Genomic DNA, 25,079 nt, shown 5'->3' with positions numbered 1-25,079 from the left:
CCTCGAAGGCCGAGTCAGGTCACGTCATCGCGACCAGGGTCCGCCGCTTGCCCGTGAACGGTTCGCGTCCGTGGGCCATCAGCATGTTGTTGATCACCATGATGTCGCCCGGCTGCCACGGGAACGCGTAGCTGACCTCGTCGTAGGCCGCCTTGATCGTGGCCAGGTCCGCCTCCGGGATCGGCGAGCCGTCGGCGAAGTACGCGTTGCGGGGCAGGTCCTCCTCGGGGTACAGCTCCAGCAGCGCCTCGCTGACCTCCTCCCCCAGGCTCGAGACATGGAACAGGTTGGCCTGGTTGAACCACACCGTCGCGCCGGTGTGCGGTTCCTCCACAAAGGACGGACGCACGTGCCGCGTGCGCAGGCCCTCGTCGGTCCATTCGTAGGTCTGCCCGTTGCCGGTGCAGTAGTCCTCCACCGCCTGGCGGTCGTCGGTCTGGAACGCCTCCTGCCAGGTCAGCCCGAGGCCTTCGCGGAACGCCCGTGCGTAGGTGACGCCGCCCGCGAACCGCTCGCGCAGGTCCTCCGGCAGCAGGCGGTACATCGCGCGGCTGTCGGCGATCGGCGTCGCGCCGCCGGTTTCGGCGGCCGTGTCGCACAGGAAGAACAGGCGGGCGGGCCAGTGCGCCGAGTACGAGTTCTCGTTGTGCATCGGGATCGACTCGGCGGGCGGGTACTCCGTCGAGGTGTAGATGTTGCCCGACACCGCCGATCGCGGCGTCGACCGTTCCGTGTAGGTCAGCAGCGAGCCGCCGATCTCCTCGGTGACCTGGTTGAACACCGCCAGGTCGGCAGGCATCCCGCGCAACAGGATCGCGCCGTGCTCACGCAAGCGGTCCTGCAGCGCTTCGCGGTGCGCGCGGACCCAGTCCAGGCCCGTGGCCGCGTACACGGTGAGCTTCGTGTGTTCGTTGCCCTCGACGTGGTGGGCGCTGTCGAGGTTCGCCGCGAGTTCGGCGGTCATGACTCCTCCAGTTCGAATCGGATCAGTTTGGCGGCCTCGGCGTGCAGCGCGGCGAGGTCTTCGGTGTCGGCGAACCCCGCGGCGAGGACGTTCACCGCGTAGATCTCCTGGTCGTCGGTGAGCAGCTGGCCGGGGCGCACGATCGTGACGACCTCCAGGACCTCGGGCAGATCGGCGACCTCGTCGGTGCCCTCGACCCGGACCAGCCGCCCGGTGCCCTCGGCGTAGAAGATCAGGTAACCCACCGGTACCGGCAGGCCCACGCCTCGCGCGGGCGGTGGTGTGCCCAGTGCCAGCGACACGGCTTCGGCGATGACGTCGACGCCGGTCGCGAGCTTCAGCAGCACCGGCTGGGCGCCGCCTGCCGGGCGGCCCGCGTTCACCTCGACGATCGTCGGGCCCAGCTCGACGTCATCGATCAACTCCAGATGAGCGCAGGTGTCGTTCAGGCCCAGCGCGAGCGCTGCGGCCTTCGCCGCCGCGAACAGCCGTGCGGTGTCCTCTTCGGACAGTTCGAGCGGTGGGCAGACCATGCCCAGCTCGAACTTGCGCTCGTCGATCAGCGGCTTCTCCACCACGGCCACCGGTTCCGCGACGCCGTCGCGAACGAGGACGTCGACCGCGTATTCCGGCCCACGCAACAGGCCTTCCACGAGGAAGACCTTCGTCGGGTCGACCGGCGACGGTCCACCACCGACGAGCCGGTGGTACCGGGTGTCCTCCGACAGCGGCAATCGCTCGGCCAGTAGCCGGTACGCCGCCGCCAGCTCGTCCACAGTGGACACCGTGCGCACGAGGTTGCTCGCCGCGCCGTTCACCGGCTTGACGATCGCGGGGAGCCCGACCGCCGAAGCCACCGACTCCGCCTCGGCGGCCGACGAGATCAGCGCGCAGCGCGGTCCTGACAACCCGGCGGCGGCCAGCGCCTGCCGGACCGCGAACTTGTTGTGTGTCAAGGTGAACACCGACGACGGGCAGCGAGCGACACCGAGCAGCTCGGCCGCACGGGCGACGCTCGCGATGATCCCCTCGGCGGCGGTCACCACCCCGGCCGGACGGTCGTCCCGCACCCGGATGGCCTCGGCGACGGCTTCGGCGTCACGGACGTCATCGACGAAAACGAAGCCGTCCACCAGTTCCGTCAGCTGTGCCTGCTCGGCCGGCTCCAAGGGCTGGGTGACCAGCTCGGCCCGCAAGCCGGTCGCGTGCACGGCGGCCACGACGTCGGCGATCCACTGTCCCGCGGTCTCCCGGACCACGAACGCGGTGTTCACACGTCCTCCAGTTCCAGCCGGACGAGCTTGCTCGCCTCGGCGTGCAGGGCGGCGAGGTCGTCGTGATCGGCGAACCCGGCCACGACGAGGTTGACCGCGTAGGTCTCCTGTTCGTCGGTGAGCACCTGTCCCGGCGCGACGGTGGTGACGACGTCGATCACCTCGGGCAACTCGGCGATCTCGTCGAGCCCGCCGATGCCGGTCAACCGGCCCGAACCGGCCGCGTAGAGGATCAGCATCCCCAGCGGGATCGGCAGTTTCGCGGGTTCCCGCACCGGCGGCGGAGCGCCGACCGCGAGCGCCGCCAGCTCGGCGAACACGTCGATGCCGGTGCGCAGCTTCGCCAGCAGCGGCATGATCGACCCGGCGGGCCTGCCCGCGTTGACCTCGACGATCGTCGGGCCGCGGTCGACGTCGTCGATCAGCTCGATGTGGGCACAGGTGTTGTCGAGACCCAGCGCGCGGACGGCGGCGGCCGCCGCCTCGGTGACCAGTTCGGCCCGGTCGGCGGTGAGCCCGGCGGGCGGGCACGACAGCGCCAGCTCGAACTTCCGCTCGTCGATCAGCGGCTTGTCGAGGATCTCGATCGGCTCGGCCACACCGTCACGGACCAGGACGTCCACCGCGTACTCCGGGCCGGACAGGAATCCTTCGACCAGGAACGTCGCCGAAGGATCCAGTGTCCCCAGTGGACGGTGGTAGCGCGGGTCCGCGGACTCGGGCAGCCGTGCGGCCAGCAGCTCGTACGCGGCCGCCAGTTCGTCCACAGTGGACACGGTGCGGATGAGGTTGCTGCCCGCCCCGTTGACCGGTTTGACGATCGCCGGGAATCCGACCGCCGAAGCCACCGACTCCGCCTCGGCGGCCGACGAGATCAGGGCGTAGGCGGGTCCGGGCAGCCCGGCCGCGGCGAGGGCCTCCCGGACCGCGAACTTGTTCGCGCACAAGGCGAACACCGACGCCGGGCAGCGCGCCACGTCGAGCAGCTCCGCGGCGCTGGCGGTGCTCGCGATGGCGCCGTCCGACCCGGTGAAGAGGCCGGCCAGTGCGCCGCCGTCGATCTCCCGGACCTTCGCCGCGACGGCTTCCGGATCGTGGACGTCGTCGAGCGCGACGACGTCGTCCACCACACCGGCCAGCGCGGCCCGCTCGGCCGCGTCCATCGGCGGGGCGAGCAGCACCACGCGGTGCCCGGCCGCCCGCATCCACGGCGCGACCTCGCCGACCCAATGCCCGCGGGCCTCCCTCACCAGCACTGCCGTACTCATGCGGCTTCCTTCCCGGCGAGCTTGCGCTCCCGTTCCTGCGCCCCCACCAGATCGTCGGGCAGCGAATCGGGCACCTCGGTGTCGAACCGGCGCAGCAGCCGCAGCGAGAACCCGCCGATGTTGATCAGCAGCAGGACCAGCGCGAAGACGACATAGGCGAGCCCGATGCCCCGGGTTTCGCCGGTGCCGAGCACGGCGCCGACCGACCCGGCCAGTGCGCCGTCCGGCGCCAGCAGCGGCGAGAACCAGCCGACGGCCAGCGGCGCCAGCACGGCGAACCCGATCGGCAGCGTCGACCAGGTGATCGTCTGGTTGATCGCGAACACCCGGCCGTGGAACCGCTGCGGCACCTTGACCTGCACCAGCGTCGCGTAGATGCCCTGTGACACGGACATCGCGGCGGCGAGGAGGAACACCCCGGCCGCGACGACGATCAGCGACGGCCGCAGGCCCATCACGAGGCTGCCGAGCGCGATCCCGATGTTGCCGATCAGCACGCCGACCATCCGCCGGTGCCGAGGGCCGCCCCACAGCGCCATCCCGATCCCGCCCGCCACCGCGCCGAGGGCCTCCGCCAGCGCCACCTGCGCGACGTCGGTGACCGAGCCGAACGACAGCACGAGCGGCGAGACCAGCACCAGCGCGGGGGCAAGGAAGACGTTCGCCAGCGCGAAGTACAGCAGCATCGTGCGGAAGCCGCGGTGGTTCCACGAGTACCGCAGCCCGCCCGCGATCGCCGTCAGCAGCGGTTCGCGCGGGCGCCAGCCCATGAGATCCGGGAACCGCACCAGCAGCAGGCCCACGATCGCGAACGCGTAGCTCGCCATGTCCAGGATCAGGATGCCGGAGAGCTGGATCGCGGCCAGCAACCCGGCCGCGAGCACCGGCATCAGCAGCTGGGCGAACCCGGTGGACAGCTGCGCGAGGCCCATCGCGTGCCCGAGGTACTGCTTCGGCACCAGCTGGGCCACGGACGACTGATAGGCGATGCGCTGGAAGGAGGCGGCCACCGACCCGAGCGGGATCAACAGGTAGAACAGCCACAGCTGAACGTGCCCGGTGATCAGCAGCAACGCCAGTATCAGCTGGATCCCGCCCGCGACGCCGCTGGCCGCGATCATGATCCGCCGCCGGTCGCCGCGGTCGACCAGTGCGCCCGCCACCGGCAGGACGAGCACGCCGAACAGCAGCGCGAGCGCCCACAGCAGGCCGAGGTCGGCGACCGAACCCGTGCGGGTGTAAAGCCAGATCGGCACCGCGAACGACGTCAGCGCCGAGCCGGTCGAGGACACCAGCTGTCCGACCGTGATCGTGACGAACCGGGCCATACTCGGCCGCACCGTGGGTTTGTCGTCCACTTCTGCCTGGTGGGTCTCGTGCACCGCCCAGCCCGCGTCCTCGCCGCGGGCCCGGACGTCGAGTTCGCCGGGATCGTCCAGCGCCGGGTGCACGCGCGTGACGATCTCCGCGAGTTCGTCGGCCCGGTAGCGCAGGAAGAAGTGCCCGGCCCGGTCGAGCACCACGAGCCCGGTGGTGTCGGTGAGGAACTCCCATTCCCGGTACCGCTCGGTGTAGTAGTCGGTGACCGGGTCCTCGGAGCCGACCACCGACACGATCGGCGCGCGCAGCTTGGCCACGCGGGCGTCGAGCAGACCGCTGAAGTACTCCTCGGCGGCGCGGCTGTCGGCGCGCATGTTCGTGATGATCCGATCGGCCTGCGCCGGGTCGAGGTCGTCGGTGTCGACGCCCATGCCCTTGAGCCAGTTCGAGTAGTACCGGTTGCTGCGCAGCTTCTCCAGCCGGGTGCGCAGCGTGCCCACCGCGCCCTTCATGCGGGCGAACGGGAAGATCGCGCCGATGTAGACGACCTCCAGCTCGCGGCCACGCTCTTCGAGCAGCCGGGCGACGCCGACGGCGAGCGCGTTGCCGACCCCGCAGTGGCCGTAGATGGCCAGCGGGCCGTCGACGCGGTCGAGGATCTCGTCGGCCAGCCGTTCGACCAGGTCGTCGAAGGGCAGGGCCTCTTCGGTCAGCCCGACATCGTGGCCGGGAATGGCGACCGAGTAGAGCGAGTACCCCTCCGGGAGCGCGTCGGCCAGCGGTTGGTAGACGATCGCGCTGCCGCCGCCGTAGGGGAAGCAGACGTAAGTCAGCGTCCGCTGCTTCGCCGGCTTGGTCAGCTCGTACAGCAGATGACGCGGCCGGTCGGTGGTGTCACCCTCCATAAAGGACGCCAGTTCGCGGATCGTGCGGTGCTGGAACAGGTCCATGACACCGACCTGGCCGGCGTCCGCCTTGCCGATCCGCGCCACCACCTGGGTGGCCAGCATCGAATGACCGCCGAGGTCGAAGAAGTCGTCGTCGACGCCCAGTTCATCCACTTTGAGCACGTCGCGCCAGATCCCGGCCAGCAGGAGCTCGGCCGGGGTCGACGGCGCGACCAGTTCCTTGGTCGCGTCCCGGGACGCGACCGGGGCGGGCAGCGCCTTGCGGTCGAGCTTGCCGTTCGGGGTGAGCGGTAGCTCGTCGAGCGTGACGAACGACGGCGGGACCATGTAGTCCGGGAGGCTCTGCTTGAGCGCCGTCCGCAGCGCGCCGGGCTCGGCGTCGCCGACGACGTACCCGACCAGCCGCTTGTCCCCCGGCGTGTCCTCGCGGACGATCACGGCGGCGTCGCGCACCCCCGCTTGGGCACGCAAGGTCGTCTCGATCTCCCCCAGCTCGATGCGCAAACCGCGCAGCTTGACCTGGTGGTCGATCCGGCCGAGGAACGCGATCGTCCCGTCCGGACGCCAGTGCGCGAGGTCGCCGGTGCGGTACATCCGTCCACTGTGGAACGGATCGGGGACGAACCGTTCAGCCGTCAATTCGGGACGGTTGTGGTAGCCCAGGGCCAGGCCGACACCGGCGATGTGCAGTTCGCCGGGCACGCCGACCGGACAGGGCCGCCCGGCCCGGTCGAGGACATAGATCCGGATGTTCTGGATCGGCGCCCCGATCGGCACCGACGCGACCTCGGCGAGCGCGGCGGGCGTGCAGTGCCAGGCGGTGACGTCGATCGCGGCTTCGGTCGGACCGTAGAGGTTGTGCAGCTCGCAGTCCGGCAGCCGCCGGGTGAACTCGCGGGCGGCGTCGAGCGGCAGTTCCTCCCCGCTGCACACGACCCGCCGCAGCGCCGTGCAGGTCTCGACGCCTTCTCCCGCCAGGAAAAGCGTGAGCATCGACGGCACGAAGTGCGCGGTGGTGATGCCTTCGGACGCGAGCAGCTCACGCAGGTACGCGGCGTCCTTGTGGCCGCCGGGTTCGGCGAGCACGAGCCGCGCGCCGGTGATCAGTGGCCAGAAGAACTCCCAGACCGACACGTCGAAACCGGCCGGGGTCTTCTGCAGCACCGAATCGGTCTGGTCGAGGGAGTACGCGCGCTGCATCCAGTCGAGCCGGTTGACGATGCCGCGGTGACCGTTGGGCACGCCTTTCGGCTGGCCGGTGGAGCCCGAGGTGTAGATGACGTACGCCGGGTCTTCCGGTCCGGCGAGCAGTTCGAGCGGGGTGCTCGGCTGCCCCGCCGTCTCAGCAGGATCGTCTACGACAACAACGGTCGCGTCACACTGGAAACCCAGCGTTTCGCGCAACGCCGCCTGCGTCACCACGACGGGCGCGGCCGCGTCCCGCAGCATGAACGCCAGCCGGTCGGCCGGGTACTCCGGGTCGAGCGGGACGTACGCGCCCCCGGCTTTCAGCACGCCGAGGAGCGCGACGACCAGCTCGAACGACCGGTGCGCGAATACACCGGTGAGCACGCCGGGCCTGACGCCGAGGCCACGCAGCCGGTGCGCGAGCCGGTTGGCCCGCTCGTCCAGCGCGCGATAGGTCAGCGACGTGCCGCGGAAGGTCACCGCGGGCGCGTCCGGCGTCCGGGCGGCCTGCTCCTCGACGAGCGCGTGCAGCGTGGTCTGCGGGAACTCGGCCGCCGTGGCGTTCCAGCGCTCCAGGACGAGTTCGCGCTGTCCCGCGTCGAGGATGTCCAATTCGGACAGTCGCCGATCCGGATCGGCGACGATCGAGCGCAGCAGCGTGACCAGCCGTCCGGCCATCCCGGCGACCGTGTCCGCGGTGAACAGCGCGGTGTTGTGCACGAACTTGCCGATCAGCCCGCTTTCGACCTCGATCGCGTGGAACTCGAAGTCGAACCGCGTCGCGGGCAAGTCCATCGGCAGCCAGCGGAAGTCCACAGCGGACTTCCCGGCCGCGCCCATCCGGCCCATCTCGTAGTTCTGCAGCACGAACATCGCCTGGAACACCGGCGAGCGGCTGACGTCGCGGGGCACGCCGAGCGCGTTCACCAGCCGCTCGAACGGGACGTCGGCGTGGTCGAACGCGTCCAGCACGTGCCGCCGGGTGCGGCCGAGCAGCTCGGCGAACGTCGGGTCGCCCGCCAGCTGGGCACGCAGGGGCAGCATGTTGATGAACATGCCTGCCACGCCCTCCAGTTCGGGCAGGCCGCGTCCGGCCGACGACGAGCCGATCGCGAAGTCCTCCTGGCCCGAGTACCGCGCCAGCAGCACCTGGTAGGCGGCCAGCAGGGTCATGAAAAGCGTGACTCCGTGCCCGCGGCTCAGCTCGCCGAGGGCACGGGCGAGGTCGCGCTCGACGAAGAACTCGTGGATCGCGCCGTCGAAGCTCTGCTTGGCGGGCCGGGGCCGGTCGGTGGGCAGCTCCAGGGGCTCGACCCCGGCGAGCTGCGCTCGCCAGTGCTCCAGCTGCCGGTCGAGTTCACCACCGGTGAGCGTGCGGCGCTGCCAGTGCGCGAAGTCGCCGTAGCCGATGGCCAGCGCGGGCAGCTCGGCCGTGCCACCGGCGCTCAGGGCGTGGTACTGCGCGGCGAGGTCACGCAGCAGCAGGTCGACCGACCAGCCGTCACCCACGATGTGGTGCGTGCACAGGACAAGCAGGTGCTCCTCGTCGGACACCCTGGCCAGGGTCGCGCGCAGCAGCGGACCCGTGGCCAGGTCGAACGTCTCGGCCGCGGCGGCGTCGACGGCGGCACGGGCCGCTTCCTCACTTCCGCTGTCCACAATAGACAGACTTACCGTGACCAAGGGTTCGATGTGGACGGTCGGCTGTCCGTCGTCCCCGGCCGGGAAGCGCATCCGCAGTGCTTCGTGCCGCACCGGCAGACTGTCCAAAGCGGACTGAAGCGCGGCGACGTCGAGTCTGCCGGTCAGCCGGATCGGCACCGGGATGTGGTAGGACCCGGTGCCCGGCGCGAACTGCTCCATGAACCAGACGCGTTCCTGCTGATACGACAGCGGGACGACGGCGTCGGCAGGCCGCGGCGTGATCGTCGCGGCCTTCTCCGTGCGCCGTCGCAGCCGCTGTTCGAGCAGGGCGCGGCGCGCGGCCGCGCTGCTGGTCTCGTCGATCGTGGTCATGAGAGCTCGCCTTCGGCCAGCTGGCGCTGGACCTCTTCGTCGCTGAGCTGGTCGAGGTCCTCGGCGAGCCGCCGCTCGATCTCGGCGGCGAGCCCGGCGACGGTGGTGAGCGAGAACAGCCCCCGCACCGGGATGTCGACCTCGATCTGTTTGCGGAGCCGGGCCATCGCGCGGATCGCCAGCAGGGAGTTGCCGCCACGGGCGAAGAAATCGTCGTGCACGCCGAGGTCTTCGATACCGAGCAGTTCGCCGAGCACCTCGGCGACGAGTTCCTCGGCCGCGGTCCGAGGCGCGACGTACGCCGTCGCCTCGCCGGGTTCGGGATCCGGCAACGCGGCCCGGTCGAGCTTGCCGCTGGCCGCCATCGGCAGCGCGTCGAGCGTCACGAACCGGGTCGGCACCAGGTAGTCCGGCAACGTCTTCCGCAGCGCCTCGGCCGCACCCTCCGCGCTGCCGACGACATAGCCGACGAGCGCGTCGCCGCGCACCGCCACGGCCGCGTCCCGCACCTCCGGCAGCTCGCGCAGCGCCGCTTCGACCTCGCCGGGCTCGATGCGGTAGCCGCGCAGCTTCACCTGCTCGTCGATGCGGCCGAGGTAGTCGAGCGTGCCGTCGCGGCGCCAGCGGGCAAGGTCGCCTGTGGCGTACATCCGGCCGAACGGGCCCTCGATGAACTTCCCGGCGGTCTGGTCCGGCAGCCCGAGGTAGCCGCGGGCCAGCTGCGGCCCGGCGACGTACAGCTCGCCCGGGACGCCCGGCGGCACCGGCTGCCGCCGTTCGTCGAGGACGTACACGCGGGTGCCGGGCACCGGACGGCCGATCGGGACCGGTCCGGACGGCAGCTCGTCACCAGGTTCGATCCGGTGCACGACGCAGCCGACCGTGGCCTCGGTCGGGCCGTATTCGTTGACGACGAGCGTCCCGGGGTGCCGTTCCCGCCACGGCTGAACGGCCTCGGCGGTCAGCGCTTCGCCGCCGAGCACCAGCTCACCCGTCGGGAACAGCTCCTCGGCGAGGACGGCGAGGTGTGTCGGGGTCGCCTTGACGAACGTCGGGCGACCGCCGTCGACCACCGCGCCCCCGGCGGTGAGGGTGCCGAGCAGCGTCGTCACGGTGAGGTCGAACGACGGCGACGTGTGCAGCAACGCCCGTCCTGTCAGGCCGGGGTATGCCTCACGCGCCCACGCCAGGTACGTGTCGACGGCCCGGTGCTCGACCTCGACGCCCTTGGGCCGCCCGGTCGAGCCCGACGTGTAGATCACGTAGGCGACGTCGCCCGGCCCGGCAGCCGGTACGGGGTCTTCGGTGGCCGCGGCGGACCACTCGCCCGGGTCGTCCAGCGCCAGTGTCTTGGTGTCCAGTGTGGACTCTCCGGTGACCAGTACGAACGGGACACCGGCGTCCGCGAGGATGAGCGCCTGCCGCAGGGCCGGGTTGGCCGGGTCGAGCGGGACGTAAGCCGCACCGCTCTTCAACACCCCGAGCACACCGGTCAGGAGATTTGCCGAGTTCGGCACACAGACGCCGACGACGGTGCCGGGACCGGCGCCCAATTCGCGCAGCCGGTGGGCGACACGGTTGGCTCGCGCGTTCAACTCCGCGTACGTCAGGCGAACCCCGCCGAAGTCCACGGCGGGCGCGTCCGGCGTCAACCGCACCTGGGCCTCGAACCGGGCGTGCACGGTCTCGCTGTCCGAAGTGGACAGATCCGTCGGGTTCCATCCCGTCAGGACCAGCTCTCGCTCGGCGTCCGACAACAGCGGCAGATCCGCGACCGACTGAGCCGGTTCGGCCAGCGCCGCGGTCAGCAACCGCAGGTACCGCCCGGCCACGGCTTCGGCGGTCTCGCGGTCGAACAGGTCGGTCCGATAGACGAGCCGACCGTCCACAGCGGTCAGGTCGATCGCGATGTCGTCCTTCGCGGTGGCCGAGCGGATCGGCTCCAGTCCCGAGTCGGGCAGGAAGTTGAACCCGAGCTGATACAGGGTCTGCACGCCGGGGTCTCGCTCGATCCCGGCCGCCTCGGCGACCACCTGGAACGGCACCTGGCTGTGGTCGATCGCCTCCAGCAGCGTGGTCCGGACCCTGCCGACCAGGTCGGTGAACGCGGGTGCGCCCGAGCAGTCGATACGCACGGCCATCTGGTTGACGAACATGCCGATCAGATCGGCCAGCTCGGGCAGGTCGCGACCGGCGACCGGGACGCCGACGACGATGTCGTCCACTCTGGACAGTCGCGAAAGGAGCGCCGTGTAACCGGCCAGCAGCACCATGAACGGTGATGCGGACAGCTCCCGGGCCAGCTCGCCGACCCGGTCGATCAGCCCGTCCGGGAGCGCGAAGTCCACCTGATCACCGGCGAACGTCAGGTCCGACGGCCGCGGCCGGTCGGTGGGCAGCCCGTGCACCGGCGGGAGTCCGGCGAGCTGCTTCCGCCAGTAGTCCAGCTGTTCGCCCGCGGTTTCGAGCTGCCCGCGCTGCCAGGCCGAGTAGTCCGGATACTGGATGGCCAGCTCGGGCAGCTTCGGCTCGCGGCCTTCGAACACGGCGTCGCACGCCTCGCTCAACTCGGCCCTCAGCACCAGCACCGAGCCGGCGTCGAACACGGTGTGGTGCACGACGAACGTGAGCACCCACTCGTCGTCGGCCGTGCGGCACACCTGGGCGCGCCACGGCGGCGGCGAGTCGAGCGGGATGGCCTCGCGCGACACCTCACCGACGAGTTCGGCGAGCCGGTCGGCGCGGGCGTCGGCCGGCAGGTCCCGCAGGTCGTGCACCTCGGGCTCGATCGGCACCTCGGCGTGCACCACCTGCATGAGCGCGCCGCCGTCCATGCGGAACGACGTGCGCAGCGCCTCGTGCCGCCCGGCGATGACGCCGAGCGCGGTGCGCCACTGCGCCGCGGTCAGCGGGCGGTCCAGCCGGGCCTGGCAGTGCAGGTTGTACACCGGGGACGCCGGGTCGAGCTGGCCGGACAGCCAGATCCGCTCCTGCCCGAACGAGGCCGGGAACGTCCATTCCTTCGTGTCGCTCATGATTTCCTGTTCTCAGCGCTCGAGCTTCGGGATGGTGGTCCGGGCGGGTTCGGCCGGCGCCTCGGCCTTGTCGGCACGCAGCTCCTCGATCCGCTCGACCAGAGTGGCCACTGTGGACGCTTCGAACAGCGTCTTCATCGCCAGCCGCGTGCCGGTGGCTTTGCGCACCTGGGCGATGAGCTGGATGGCGACCAGCGAGTTGCCCCCGAGGGCGAAGAAGTCGTCGTGCACGCCGATCTTCTCCACGCCGAGCAGCTCGGTCCACTGACGGGCGATCTCGGCTTCCAGATCGGTGCGCGGGGCGACGTAGTCGTCGTCCGACACCTTCACCGGCGCCTCGCCGGGTTCGTCCAGCTCCTCGGCCCTGACCCGGTACTCGATCAGCTCCCGCACCGGCAGGGTGCTGATCACCACCTGCCCGCCGAGGCCGGGGGCCAGCGCCCGGACGAACGCCTCGGCGCCGTCCACCGGCCGGATCCCGGTCGACGTCTTGTCCACAGTGGACATAGTGGACACTGCGGGCACAGGAGACGCCGAGGTGAGACCGCCGCCGACGGCGTCCTGATCCACCTGACGCAGCACGAAGTCCTCGATCGTGACGTACACGCGGCCGGTGTCGTCGCACAGCGAGAGGTCGGCCGCCACCACCTGGTCGCCGCCGGAGTCGCGGTAGCGCAGGTGGCTGCGGAAACTCGCCGGGAGCGCGTCGTGGACGACGATCCGGCCGTAGCTCATCGGCAGATAGGTGCCGCTCCCCCGGCCGCGGCCGAACGCCGTGGCGACATCCAGCAGTGCCGGGTGCAGCTCCCACGCGCCGGCGTCACCCGCCGCCGCGTCGGGAGCCGTGATCGTGGCCAGCTCCTCCTGTGCGCCGATGCGGTGTTCGCGCAGCGCCGCCCAGCGCGGGCCGAAGGTGACCATGCTGGTGCGACCGGTGCCGAAGCCGTGCCCGTCGTCGATCGGCTCGGTCCGCCCGGTCACCGTCTCGATGTCCACAGTGGACGTCGGCTCGGGCGCGACCCACCCGGCGGAGCCGCGCACGTGGGTCCGGCTCGCACCGGCGATGTGGCTGGTCACGGTGAAGTCGTCGCCGTCGAACTCCACGCGGTACTCCGCGGTGGCGCCGTCCGGGACGCCGAACGGCTCCAGGAACGCGACGTCCCGCAGTTCGACGACATACCCGTCACCGGGCTTCGGCAGCGCCGCGGCCACCGCCGCGCGGACGGTCTCCAGATGTCCCGTGCCTGGCACCACCGGCACCCCGGCGATCCGGTGCTCGTCGAGCAGCCAGTGCGTGGCCGCCGAGACGAGCCCGTGCGCGCCGTCCTCGGTACGCGTGGTGAGCACGGGATGCCCGACCGGGCCGAGCGACCGCGACCGGGCGGTACGGATCGTGGTCGGCGCGGCCACCTCCGCGGCCATGCCGACCTCGTCCCAGCCTCCCCAGGCGTGCGAGACCAGCCGCGCCCGCCAGCCGTGGCCGCCCCGCGCGTAGGCGTCGAGGAAGTTGTTGGCGGCGCAGTAATCGACCTGCCCGATGCCGCCGACCACCGCGGTGATCGACGAGCACAGCGCGACGAAGTCCATCGGCAGGTCGGCGAACGCCTCGGCCAGCGCCAGCGTCCCGGCGATCTTCGGGGCCAGCACGGCCTCGGCCGCGGCCCGCTCCTTCACCTCCGCGACGCCGCCGCCGGGCATCCCGGCGGCGTGCACGATCCCGTCGAGGCCGCCGAACTCGCGCTCGGCCAGCTCACGCACCTCGCACAGCCGCGCCGCGTCGGTGACGTCGGCGGCGACGACGTGCACCACCGCGCCCGCGGCCTCCATCCGCCGCACGGCGAGCATGGTGCGCCCGGCGCGATCGGTGCCGCCGTGCGCGGCGAGGTGCGCGTCCCACTCCTCCCGCGGCGGCAGCCCGGCGCGGGCGAGCAGCACGAGCTTCGCCCGTAGCCGGCGGGCGAGGTCCTCGGCGAGTGTGATGCCGATGCCGCCGGTCCCGCCCGTGATCAGGTACCGGCCGCCGTCACGCAACACCGGCTCGGCGGCCGGGGGCAGTTCGATCTGGGTGTGGTCCAGCACCCAGCGACGGCCGGAACGCAGCGCGACCTCGGCCGCCGCGTCGGCCGGGCGGAACAGCTCGGCGACGGTGTCCTGCAGGAGATCCACGTCGATCCGGCGCACCACCGTGCCCGCGACCTCCAGCGGCACCACCCTCGCGATGCCGGCGAGGGTCGCGTGCTCGGGGCGGGTCAGGTCGGTGCCGGTGACGTCGGCGGTGCCGGTGCTCACCACGTCGATCCGCACCGGCTCACCCCAGGCCTGGACGAGGTTGAGCAGGCTGAAGAACCCGAGATCCTGTGCGGCCATGCCGCGCTCGTCCCCGGCCAGCGTCCAGGCGTGCACGACCCGCTCGGGGCGGGCGGGCAGCGCGGCCACGAGCGCGTCGTAGTCCTCGCGTACCCCGGGCCGGACGGTGAAACCGGTCTCCGTCGCGGCGAATCCGTCGCCGGGACGCACCTCGGTGACCGTCACTCCCGCGTCACGCAGCAGTCCGGGCAGGACGTCGTCGGCGGCGAAGACGAGCGCGTCCGCGAAGGGCTCGCGTCTCAGATCCGGTTCCGCCTGCCGCCACGCCGGGACCGCGAACCACTCGGACAGGGGCAGCGGACCGTTCCGCCGCGCGGGCTGGGTGGCCGTGATCGGGTCCGGGTCGACCCAGTATCGCTTGCGCGCGTACGGGTAGCCGGGCAGCGGTACCCGGTGGCCGAACGTCCGCGGCTGAATAGAAACCCCGTTCGTCCACAAGAGACCGGCCGCGACGTACAGCGTTTCGACGTCGCCGATGCGCTCGGTACGACCTGGCAGGCTCGGCTGCGGCGCCGGCATCCCCTTCGGAACCTGGCCACGCGACAGCCCGGATAGCTGATGACCCGGGCCGCATTCGACGAGCGCCCAGCGTCCGCCGCGCGCGAACAGGTTCTTGACGCAGTCACCGAACCGGACGGCCTGACGCAGGTGGGAAGCCCAGTAGGCCGGATCGGTGACCTGGGCGTCGGTGATCCAGTCGCCGGTGACGTTCGACAGGAACGGCAGCGCGGGCGCGGTGCGGGAGACGGCGGCGACGGCCTTGGTGAACTCGGCGAGGATCGGGTCCATCATCGGCGAGTGGAACGCGTGCGAGGTCACCAGCTCGCGGCACTGCACGCCGCTGGCCTTGAGCGTCGCCGCGAAGTCGGCGACCGCGTCCGACGCTCCGGCCACGACACACGTGCCGGGCCCGTTCACCCCGGCGACCGCGAGAGTGCCCGGCAGCCGCGTGGCGACGCTCTCCTCGTCGAGCTGGACGGCCAGCATGGCCCCGGCCGGCATCGACTGCATCAGGCGGCCGCGCGTGGCGACCAGGTTCAGCGCGTCCGGCAGGGTGAAGACCCCGGCGACGGTGGCGGCGACGTACTCGCCGACCGAGTGACCGATCATCGCCGCGGGCCACACGCCCCAGCTCTGCCACAGTTTCGCCAGCGCGTACTCGACGACGAACAGCGCGGGCTGGGTCACGCGGGTTTCCCGCAGCGCCTGCTCGCCACCGCGTCCGAAGATCAGCTCGCGCAGCTCCGGCAGCTCGGCTTCGAGCAGCCGCAGGCATTCGTCGACGGCCGCGGCGAACACCGGCTCGGCCTGGTACAGCTCGGCGCCCATCCCGGCGTATTGGGAACCCTGCCCGGGGAAGAGGAACGCCACGTTCGTCTCACCGGCCTGCGCGGACACGAGGCGCCGAGGGTCCCGCAGCCCGTCGACAGCGTCCTCGGAGTCACGGGCGACGACGATCGCGCGGTGCGGGTATTCGGTGCGTCCGGCGGCCAAGGTGTGTGCCACGTCGGCGAGATCGAGGTCGACGTCCCCGGCCAGCCGCTCGGCCAACTGGTCGACCGCGGCCGAGAGGGCTTCCTCGGTGTTGGCCGACACCCGTAGCAGGTGCGCCGGATGCGGCTGTCGGGACCGCTGCGGTACCGGCGCCTCCTCCAGCACGACGTGCGCGTTGGTGCCGCCGACGCCGAACGAGCTGACACCCGCCCGCCGCGGCGCCGGGCCTGCCTCCCACTTCGTCACCACACGCGCCGGGTAGAACGGGCTCGCCGGGAAGTCGATACCCGGGTTGGGTTCGTGGTAGTTGATGGTCGGCGGGATCAGCCCGTGCTCCATGACGAGCACGGCCTTGATCAGCGAGACCACACCCGCCGCCTGCGACAGGTGGCCGATGTTGGACTTCACCGAGCCGATCGCGCACCAGCCGGTGTCGGTGACCCCGTTCCCGTACACAGTGGACAGCGCGGTGATCTCCATCGGATCGCCCAGCGCGGTGCCGGTGCCGTGCGCCTCGACGTAACCGATGGTGCGCGGGTCGACCCCGGCCATGCCGACGGCCTGCGCGATCGCCTCGGTCTGCCCGGACACGCTGGGCGCGGAGAAGCCGACCTTGGTGGCGCCGTCGTTGTTGATCGCGTTGCCCAGTACGACGCCCCGGATGTGGTCACCGTCCTCGATCGCCTGCGACAGCCGTTTCACCAGCACGACCCCGGCGCCACTGCTCCAGACCGTGCCGTTGGCACCGGCGTCGAACGCGCGCACGTGGCCGTCCGGCGAGGTGAAGCCCTCGACGCCCATGTAGCCGATGCCGTGCGGCATCTCCAGGTTGACCCCGCCTGCCAGCGCCATGTCGCATTCGCCGTTGCGCAGCGCCTCGCAGGCCAGGTGCACCGCGACCAGGGACGTCGAGCAGGCGGTGAACACCGCGAGACTCGGGCCGCGCAGGTCGAGCTTGTACGACACCGAGGTCGTCAGGTAGCTTGGCTGGTTGCCGGTCGAGATGCCGATACCACCGTGCTGCGAGGCCATGATCCGCTCGTTGCGCAGCAGGTTCTCCTTCAGGTAGCCGGTGCCCCCTGACCCGCCGTAGACGCCGATCGCGCCGTCGAAGCGGGCCGGGTCGTAGCCCGCGTCGGTCAGCGCGGCGTGGCACGACTGGAGGAACAGCCGATGCTGCGGGTCGGTGATCTCGGCCTCGCGGCTGGTCATGCCGAACAACTCGGCGTCGAACTCGTCGAAGCCGTCGACCACGGCGGTGGCGTTCACCCAGCTCGGATCGTCCACAGTGGCCTCTTCGGCGCCGCGGGCGATCATCTCCTCGCGGGTGGCGGGCACGATCGACTCGACGCCGTCGACGAGGTTGCGCCAGAACTGCCGCGCGTCACGCGCGCCGGGTACGCGCACGTCCAGTCCGACGATCGCGATCGGTTCGGCTCCGGGATCGCCGGTGCCGGTTTCGGGGAGGTGGTTCACGGTGGTGCTCCTATCAGTTTCTGTTGGTGAACCCGCGTCCGCGATCGCGTCGGCAGGGCGCGATCTGGTCGTACCTCTCACGTTGGCGGCAGAGGCGCCCCGCCACCGCGATAGCGGGGCCTTCGGCCGGGGCGGGTTCACGCGTTAGGTCTCTTTCGCGAGGCACGTCGCAGCTCCGCCGACAGGCCTCAAGGGCCGGCGGTGCTACGGGGTCTTCTGGTCTGGGTGCGGCCGCGGCGGGCGGCGACGCGCTCGGCGGCGCGGGCCAGTTCCGGGGACGCGGCGCCGCCGGAGTGCAAATGCGCGGCGAGGGCGCGGACGGTGGGATGGCTCAACAGGTCGACCATCGGGATCCGGCGGCCGAGCCGGGCGGTGACCTGGGCGTGCACCCGGGCCAGCGCGAGCGAATGCCCGCCGACGTCGAAGAAGTTGTCGGTATGCCCGACTTCGGCGACGCCGAGGACGTCGCACCAGGCACGGGCGATCACGGCCTCGGTCGCGGCGAGCGCCGCCGGGTCCGCGGTCACCGACGCCGGCCGTGCCTGGACGCGCACCGCCGCGGCGGCCGCGGCGGTGCGGACACCCGCCCGCGGCAGCTCCGGCACCTTCGTCCCGACCGGCGCGTCCGGCGCCGCGGCCAGCGCGGCGAGCAGGGCGACGTAGTCCTCGGCGAGCCCGGCCATCCGGACGTGGTCGAACAGGTCCGGGTTGTACAGCAGTTCGACGCCGTCGTCGTGGACGTACACCGTGAGGTCGAACGGCGACCCCGGCTTGTCGACCGGCAGCCACGCCGAGGCCACGCCGGGCAGGTCCAGCCGCGGCTCGGCGAAGTTCAGGACGTTGAACATCACCTGCACGAGCGGGGCGTGCGCGGGATCGCGGGGCACACCGAGCGCCTCGACGAGCCGCTCGACCGGCGCGGCCGGATGCGCGGTCGTGGCGAGGAGTTCCGCGCCGCCGTCGCGGACATGCGTCGCGAAGTCCGCGGCGTCGTCGGCCCGCAGCCGCACCGGCACGATGTCGACGAAGAATCCCGCGACCTCTTGGAACTCGGCGAGTTGCCGGTCCGCGACGACCGTGGCGACCAGGTGGTCGGTCGCGCCGGTGAGCCGCCGCAGCAGCTGGCCGAACGCGGCGAGCAGCACCCCGGCGCGCGTCGTGCCGGTGCGGGCGGCCAGTGACCGGACCGACTCGGCGGTCCCGTCCGAAAAGGACTGACGCAGGCTCGCGCCCCGATAGGTCTGCACGGCCGGGCGCGGCCGGTCCCGTGGAAGATCCACTGTGGCCGGTGCACCGGCGAGATGTCCGGTCCACCAGGCGACGTCCACGGCCTCCCGGCGTTCGTCGCGTCCGGCCCGCCACACCGCGTAGTCCGCATAGGACGCCACCGGCGGCGGCAACGGCTCACCCCGGTAGGCCGCCGACAGATCGGCGCAGAGCAGATCCTGCGACCAGCCGTCGAACACCGCGTGATGCAACGTGAAGCCGAGTACGTGCTCGGTCTCGCCGAGCCGGTAGAGCCGCACGCGCCAGGGAGCCTCGCGGTCGAGGTGCACCGGCGTCGCGGCGTCGGCGGCCAGCCGGGCCCGTAGCCCGTCCTCGGTCACCGGCACCACGGGCAGCGGAACGTCCGCCGACGGCAGGCGATCCGCCAGTGGCACGCCGTCGACGGCCCGGATCCGCCAGCGGAGCACGTCGTGCCGCTCGGCGACCGCGCGCAAGGCGTGGCGCAGCGCGTCGACGTCCAGCGCGCCGGTCAACTGGAACGCCATCGCGATGTTGTACGGCGCGGCGTCCGGGGCGAGCCGGTCGAGGAACCACAACCGCCGCTGCGCCGGGGACAGCGCGGGCGGGTGCCCGGTGGTCAGCCCCGGTCCGGTCAGCGGCGGCGCGGCCGCGACCCGCCGGGTGAGCCCGTCGAGAGTGCCGCCGTCGAAGACGTCCTCCGCGGCGACGTCCGCCGCCAGCTCCGCCCGCAGCGCCGCGACCAGGCGCATCGCGGCGATCGAGTTCCCGCCCGATGCCAGGAAATCTGTCCCGGCGCTATCGCCGAGCACCCGCCGCCAGATGGCCGCGACCGCGCGTTCGGCCGGGGTGCCGAGCGGGCCGAGGTCCTCCCGTTGCCCCACCAGCGCCGCTTCGGCGAGGTCGCGCAGCGCGGGCCGGTCGATCTTGCCGGTGACCGGGTTGACCGGCAGGCGGTCGAGCACCCGGACCGCGGCCGGGCGCATCGCCTCGGTGAGCCGGTCCCGCCCGAGTTCGTCCACATCGGACGGTGCGGACGCCGGTGCCACGAAGGCCACCAGCCGCGTTCCGCCCGGCCCGGCGACCGCGGCCACGGCGGCGGCGTCGACGTCCGGATGAGCTGTGAGCGCGGCCTCCACCTCGCCGAGCTCGATGCGCTGGCCGCGGACCTTCACCTGGCGGTCGGCGCGGCCGGCGAACTCGAGACGGCCGTCGGGTAGCTCGCGGACCAGGTCACCGGTGCGGTAGAGCCGTTCCCCGGGCGTCATCGGGTCGTCGATGAACTTCGCGGCGGTCAGCTCCGGGCTGCCGAGGTAGCCGAGCGCGAGGCCGGGGCCGCCGATGACGAGCTCGCCGATCTCACCGGGCGCGACCGGCCGCAGCTCGCCGTCCACGACGTAGGCGCGGTGGTTCGGCGTCGGGCGGCCGAGCGGCAGTGGGTCGGCGGGGATGCCGGTGACCTCGTCGGTGACGACCACGACGGTGGTCTCGGTCGGGCCGTAGGCGTTGAAGAACCGGCGGCCCGGCAGCCAGCGCGCGGCGAGGTCCGCGGGCACCGGCTCGCCACCACAGGCGACGACGCGCCAGCCGGGAACGGCCGCGGGGTCCACCATGGACAGCAGCGTCGGCGTGACGAAGCCCCACTCGACGTCGTGCTCGACGAGGAACCGCCGCAGCCGCTCGGGGTCGGCCCGGTCGGCGGCGCCGGCGAGCTGGACCGATCCGCCGTGCGCGAGCGGGACGAACACGTCCATGGTGAAGGCGTCGAAGGCGGGCGAGGAGATGCCGAGTGTCCGCATGCCGGGCCGGAGCCCGAGAGCGGCGGCGAACCCGGTGACGAACGCGACCACGTTGCGGTGACTGGTCAGCACGCCCTTGGGCCGTCCGGTGGAGCCGGAGGTGTAGAGGAGGTGGACGAGGTCGTCCGGCCCGGCGGGACAGTCGACGGGCCCGTCCGCGGGCGTGGGCACGTCGAGGGCCTCGATGCCTTCCGTGGCACCGAATTCGGCCCGCGCGCGGTCACCGACGACGAGGGAGACCCCGGCGTCCGTAGCGATTTCGGTCAGCCGCGTCTTCGGGCCCCCGGGTTCGAGCGGCACGTAGGCGGCCCCGGACAGCAGCACGCCCACGACGGTCGAGATCAGCTCCGGCCGCCGGTCGGCGCAGACGCCGACGCGGGCGCCGGGACCCGCGCCCCGGGCTCGCAGCAGCCGGGCGACGCCGGTCGCCGACGCGACCAGTTCGCGGTAGGTGAGCCGGGCGTCACCTTGCCGGACCGCGACGGCGTCCGGGGTGCGCGCGGCCTGGGCGAGGATCAGCCCGGTGAGCGTGGTGTCCGGATAGGACAGTGGCGGGCCGTGGCCGCCCGCGACGGGCAAGGTGTCGGTCACCGAGGGATCTCCTGGTCGGTTGTGTGGTGGCTGCGGTGAGGGGGCGGGTCGATCCAGTACCGCTCCCGCTGGAAGGGATAACCCGGCAAGGGGACGCGGCCGGGATCGCCGTCCGCTCCCCATTCGATCTCGCCGCATCCGACCCAGTGCACGGCCAAGTCCCGCTCCGGCCCGGGCGGGCCTTCGACGTCGGTTCCGTTGGCCAGCACCGCATCGAGCGCGACGATCGCCGACTCGACCGAGTCCGCCACCACGGCGGCCCGGCACGCGAACGCCCGCCGGACCGCAAGCGTGTACGCCGTGTCCCCGAGATCCGGCGCGTCCGTGGCGAGCCGCTCGCGCAGCCGGGAAACCGCCTCGCGCAACGCCTTCGCGTCACGCGCGGACACCGGCAGCACGAACGGACCGCTCGCAGCCTGCCGTGGTGGGGCGGCGGGGGCCTCCTCCACGATCACGTGCACGTTCGTGCCGCCCATGCCGAACGAGCTGACCCCGGCCACCCGCCGCTCGCGAGCGGGCCAGTCGGCGGCCTTCGCCGGGACGTACCAGGGGCCGCCGGCCAGGTCGACCTCCGGATGCGGCGCCGTGAAGTGCAGGCTCGGCGGGATGACGCCGTGCCGCACGGACAACACGGCCTTGATCAACCCGGCGATGCCGGCCGCCGCGTCGAGATGCCCGATGTTCGTCTTCACCGAGCCCAGCGCGCACGTTTCCGGCGGCGCGGCCCGGTAGACGCGGTTGAGCGCGGCCACCTCGATCGCGTCGCCGAGCGGGGTGCCGCTGCCGTGGGCTTCGAGGAGCGCGACCTCGTCCGGGGCGACCTCGGCGACGGCCAGTGCCTCGGCCACCGCGGCCGCCTGCCCCGCCGGTCCCGGCACGGCGTAACCCGCTCGGTCCGGGCCGTCGTTCGTGATCGCCCAGCCGGGCAGCACGGCGTAGACGTGGTCGCGGTCGGCCAGCGCGTCCGCCAGCCGCCGCAGCACGACCACCCCGGCGCCCGAGCTGAACCCGGCACCCGCCGCGGCGACGTCGAACGCACGGCACCGGCCGTCCGGCGACACGAGCCCGCCGCCGCGGTACCGCGGCCACGTCACGTTCGCCCCGCCGGCCAGCGCGACGTCGCACCGGTAGTCCGCGAGGCTCTGCGCGGCCAGGGCCACCGCCGCGAGCGAACTGGAGCACGCGCTCTGCACGGCCACCGCGGGTCCGGTCAGCCCGAGCCGGTAGGCGACCTGACCAGGCAGGTGGTCGGAGAGCTGGCGTCCGGTCAGCCGCCCCTCCCAGTCGTCGGGGTCGACATCACCGGTCACCGCCGGGTTGCCGAACAGGTGGAAAAGGAAGTAGCGGTTCACCGAGGTGGCCGTGAACACCCCGACCGGCCCGGTCTCGGCGGCGGGGTCGCGTCCCGCGTCCTCGAGCGCCTGCCACGCCGTCTCGAGGAACAGCCGGTGCTGCGGGTCGGTCCGCGCGGCCTCGTCGGCGGTGAACCCGAAGAACCCGGCGTCGAAGTCTTCGACCCCCTCGATCCGGCCACCCGCCCGCACGTACGCCGGGTCGGCCCGCAGGCCCGGCCCGATGCCCAGCGCCGCCAGCTCGTCGTCCGCGTAGTCGTGGATCGAGTCGACGCCCGCGCAGAGGTTCCACCAGAACGAGGCGGCGTCCGGCGCGCCGGGGAACCGGCAGGCCAGCCCGACGACGGCGATGAGGTCCCCAGCCTGCTCCTCTGTGGTCACCGGCGACTGAGTGTCCGAAGTGGACTCCGTAAGCCAGGCGGCCTGTCCGGCGATCGTCGTGCGCTCGAACAGGGCGAGCAGCGGGACGTCCACGCCGAACTCGTCGGCCAGCCGCGCCTGCACCCGGCCGAGCCGCAACGAGTCGCCGCCGGCGTCGAAGAACGCCTCGGTGCGCCCGACCCGGTCACGGCCCAGCACCGCGCACCAGATCCGGTGCACGCGTTCCTCGGCCGGGGTCAGCCGCTCGGCCGGGACGGTCGCGGCCGCCCGCGGGTCCGGCAGCGCCCGTTCGTCGAGTTTTCCGGTGACGGTCACCGGAAAACCGTCCAGCACCGCGACGGCCGCGGGTACCGAGTAACCCGGCAGGACGTCCGCCAGCGCGGCCCGCAGCATCCGGCCGTCCGGACGCGGGCCCGCCGCGGTCACGTAGGCGAGCAGGTCACCGTCGCGCACGATCGCGCGGGCTTCGGCCACGCCGGGCTGTTCGGCGAGCCGGGCCTCGATCTCGGTCAGCTCCACCCGGAAGCCGCGGACCTTGACCTGCCGGTCGAGCCTGCCGAGGCAGACGAGGTTCCCGTCCGGCAGCAGCCTGCCGAGGTCGCCGGTCCGGTAACGACGGCCGCCGTCGGCGGTCACCCCGAACGCCGGGCTCGGCTGGTCGAGGTAGCCGTCGACGAGGTACCGCCCGCGCACTTCGAGTTCTCCGCTGTCCAGCACGGCGAGGGTGAATCCGGGCAGCGCGCGCCCGATCGGCAGCGGCCCGTCGGCGTCCGGGTCCAGCTCGGCGGCGGTCGTCCGGTACTGCGCGGCGAAAGTCACCTCGGTGGCGCCGTAGCCGTTGACGAACACGCACTCCGGCGCGAACCGGCCACGGCGGACGTCGGCGTGGGTGGCCTGCTCGCCGCCGAGCAGCACCGTCCGCACCGACGGCAGACCGGTCTCGCCGAGGACGTCGAGCAGATGCCGGTAGACCGTGGGCGTCGAGTGGTAGACGGTCACCTCGTGCCTGGCCAGCTCGCGCGCGGCGTGGGCGAGGCCGTACGCGCGCAGGTCGACCGGCACGAGCGCGGCACCGCTGAGCAGTGCCGGGTACAGGTCCGGGATCGCCGCGTCGAAGCCGAACGACGCGAGCAAGCTGAGCCTGTCGGCCGAGGTGATGCCGAGCGCGGCGATCTGGTTGTCGACGACGTGCAGGAGGTTGCGGTGCGTCTGTGCGACGGCCTTCGGCCTGCCGGTGGACCCGGAGGTGAACAGCACGTACGCCGGACCGTCCGAATCGGATGCGGGCACCGGGAGCGGCACGGTCTCCGTGCCCGAGCGCACGAGCCGCGCGGATCCGTTGCGGCACAAGGACTCCGCCAGCTCTACGTACTCCGGATCCGCGAGCACGGCGGTCACCCGCGCGGCGGCGAGCTGGTACTCGAGGCGCTCCCGGGGGAACGTCGGATCGAGCGGGACGTAGGTGCAGCCCGCGGCGAGGGTGCCGAAGATGGCCGCGATCGCGGCGCTGCCGTGCGCGGTGACGAGCCCGACCCGCTCCCCCGGCAGGACACCGGCGTCGCGCAACCGCAGCGCGCGGCCGCCCGCGAGCCCGGCGAGCCGGGCGTAGGTGACCCCGGCGCCGTGCTCGAAGACCGCGATCCGGTCAGGCGATTGCCGGGCGTGTACGTCGAATCGGCTGACGCAACCGGCTTGTGTCATCGGGCGTCGAGCAGTCGCTCCGAGGTTTTTCGGGCGCGCGACAACAACGGCGTGGACTTCATCTCGCTCCCCAGTGACCATTCAGGTGAAGAATTACGCAAGGTTAAGACGACCGGCCGCGCCGAGGAATACGAATTCCTTTGATTTAGGCCGAACAGCCTACGATCTTGGACCACAAGCAGCAGCTGACCACGTCTTTCGGCCCAATCCGCGAACTGGTCCACATTTCGTGCTCGATTTTTCGGGCACAATGGACACTCGATCGATTACGCTCGGTAATGTGTCAGATATTAACCGACACTGTGCCACGGAATACCGCAACGAAAACCGACAGCGAATTCACCGAAATCGATTCAGAATTACGGCCCGGATCGCACCGCCTCATGCGAGGAGGTCGCGTTCATGCAACTTGTTCAGGGCGGTGATGTGGTTGACACCCCAGGCGCTCACTGACTCGCGCCAGGGTCGGCCGAGCTTGGCTTCACCCCGGTGCCGCGACCGCCGCCGAGCGTGGATCACGAGAGTCGCACGGCTCCAGTGTCCACAAGGGACATGGCTGGGCGGATGAGTGTCCGATTGATGCCTTTATGTACGGTTCTGCGTGGGGTCGCAAGTGGCAAAGAGGGGTAGAACGACCCGAATCACTCACGACCCCTTCGCGAAACCCGGCAAATTACCTAAATCAGGCACTTTGACCTCA

Annotated in this window: 8 protein-coding genes; all 8 read right to left on the bottom strand. The window is 71.9% G+C overall.

Annotation, left to right across the window (positions count from 1 at the left end; all coding sequences use genetic code 11):
- Positions 1 to 19: 19 nt before the first annotated feature.
- Positions 20 to 964 carry a TauD/TfdA family dioxygenase gene (locus ACZ7KI_RS26180; RefSeq protein WP_470275716.1) on the bottom strand — a complete coding sequence of 315 codons (945 nt, stop codon included), beginning with the start codon at positions 962 to 964 and terminating at the stop codon, positions 20 to 22.
- Positions 961 to 2,238, bottom strand: a complete 1,278-nt coding sequence (locus tag ACZ7KI_RS26175) for an ATP-grasp domain-containing protein (RefSeq protein WP_470275715.1) — start codon at positions 2,236 to 2,238, stop codon at positions 961 to 963. Before ACZ7KI_RS26175 ends, ACZ7KI_RS26180 begins: the two co-directional genes overlap by 4 nt.
- Positions 2,235 to 3,506, bottom strand: coding sequence for an ATP-grasp domain-containing protein (locus ACZ7KI_RS26170; RefSeq protein WP_470275714.1), 1,272 nt, complete (start codon positions 3,504 to 3,506; stop codon positions 2,235 to 2,237). Before ACZ7KI_RS26170 ends, ACZ7KI_RS26175 begins: the two co-directional genes overlap by 4 nt.
- Positions 3,503 to 8,938, bottom strand: a complete 5,436-nt coding sequence (locus tag ACZ7KI_RS26165) for a non-ribosomal peptide synthetase/MFS transporter (RefSeq protein ID WP_470275713.1) — start codon at positions 8,936 to 8,938, stop codon at positions 3,503 to 3,505. The genes ACZ7KI_RS26170 and ACZ7KI_RS26165 overlap by 4 nt, the downstream gene beginning before the upstream one ends.
- The gene (locus ACZ7KI_RS26160) at positions 8,935 to 11,973 is read right to left on the bottom strand and encodes a non-ribosomal peptide synthetase (protein WP_470275712.1); all 3,039 of its coding nucleotides are present in this window, start codon (positions 11,971 to 11,973) and stop codon (positions 8,935 to 8,937) included. The genes ACZ7KI_RS26165 and ACZ7KI_RS26160 overlap by 4 nt, the downstream gene beginning before the upstream one ends.
- A 12-nt stretch (positions 11,974 to 11,985) precedes the next feature.
- Positions 11,986 to 17,310 carry a type I polyketide synthase gene (locus ACZ7KI_RS26155; protein WP_470275711.1) on the bottom strand — a complete coding sequence of 1,775 codons (5,325 nt, stop codon included), beginning with the start codon at positions 17,308 to 17,310 and terminating at the stop codon, positions 11,986 to 11,988.
- Positions 17,311 to 17,498: 188 nt separating this feature from the next.
- A complete protein-coding gene (locus ACZ7KI_RS26150) occupies positions 17,499 to 20,945 on the bottom strand; it encodes an acyl carrier protein (RefSeq protein ID WP_470275710.1) in 3,447 nt (1,148 codons plus the stop codon).
- Complete coding sequence (locus ACZ7KI_RS26145) at positions 20,942 to 24,379, bottom strand: beta-ketoacyl synthase N-terminal-like domain-containing protein (RefSeq protein WP_470275709.1); 3,438 nt, start codon at positions 24,377 to 24,379, stop codon at positions 20,942 to 20,944. The genes ACZ7KI_RS26150 and ACZ7KI_RS26145 overlap by 4 nt, the downstream gene beginning before the upstream one ends.
- Between the last annotated feature and the right edge of the window lie 700 nt (positions 24,380 to 25,079).

The sequence above is a fragment of the Amycolatopsis sp. NPDC039088 genome, assembly GCF_055598845.1.
The sequence above is the reverse complement of the archived record's forward strand: the minus strand, read 5'-3'. Positions and strand labels throughout refer to the sequence as shown.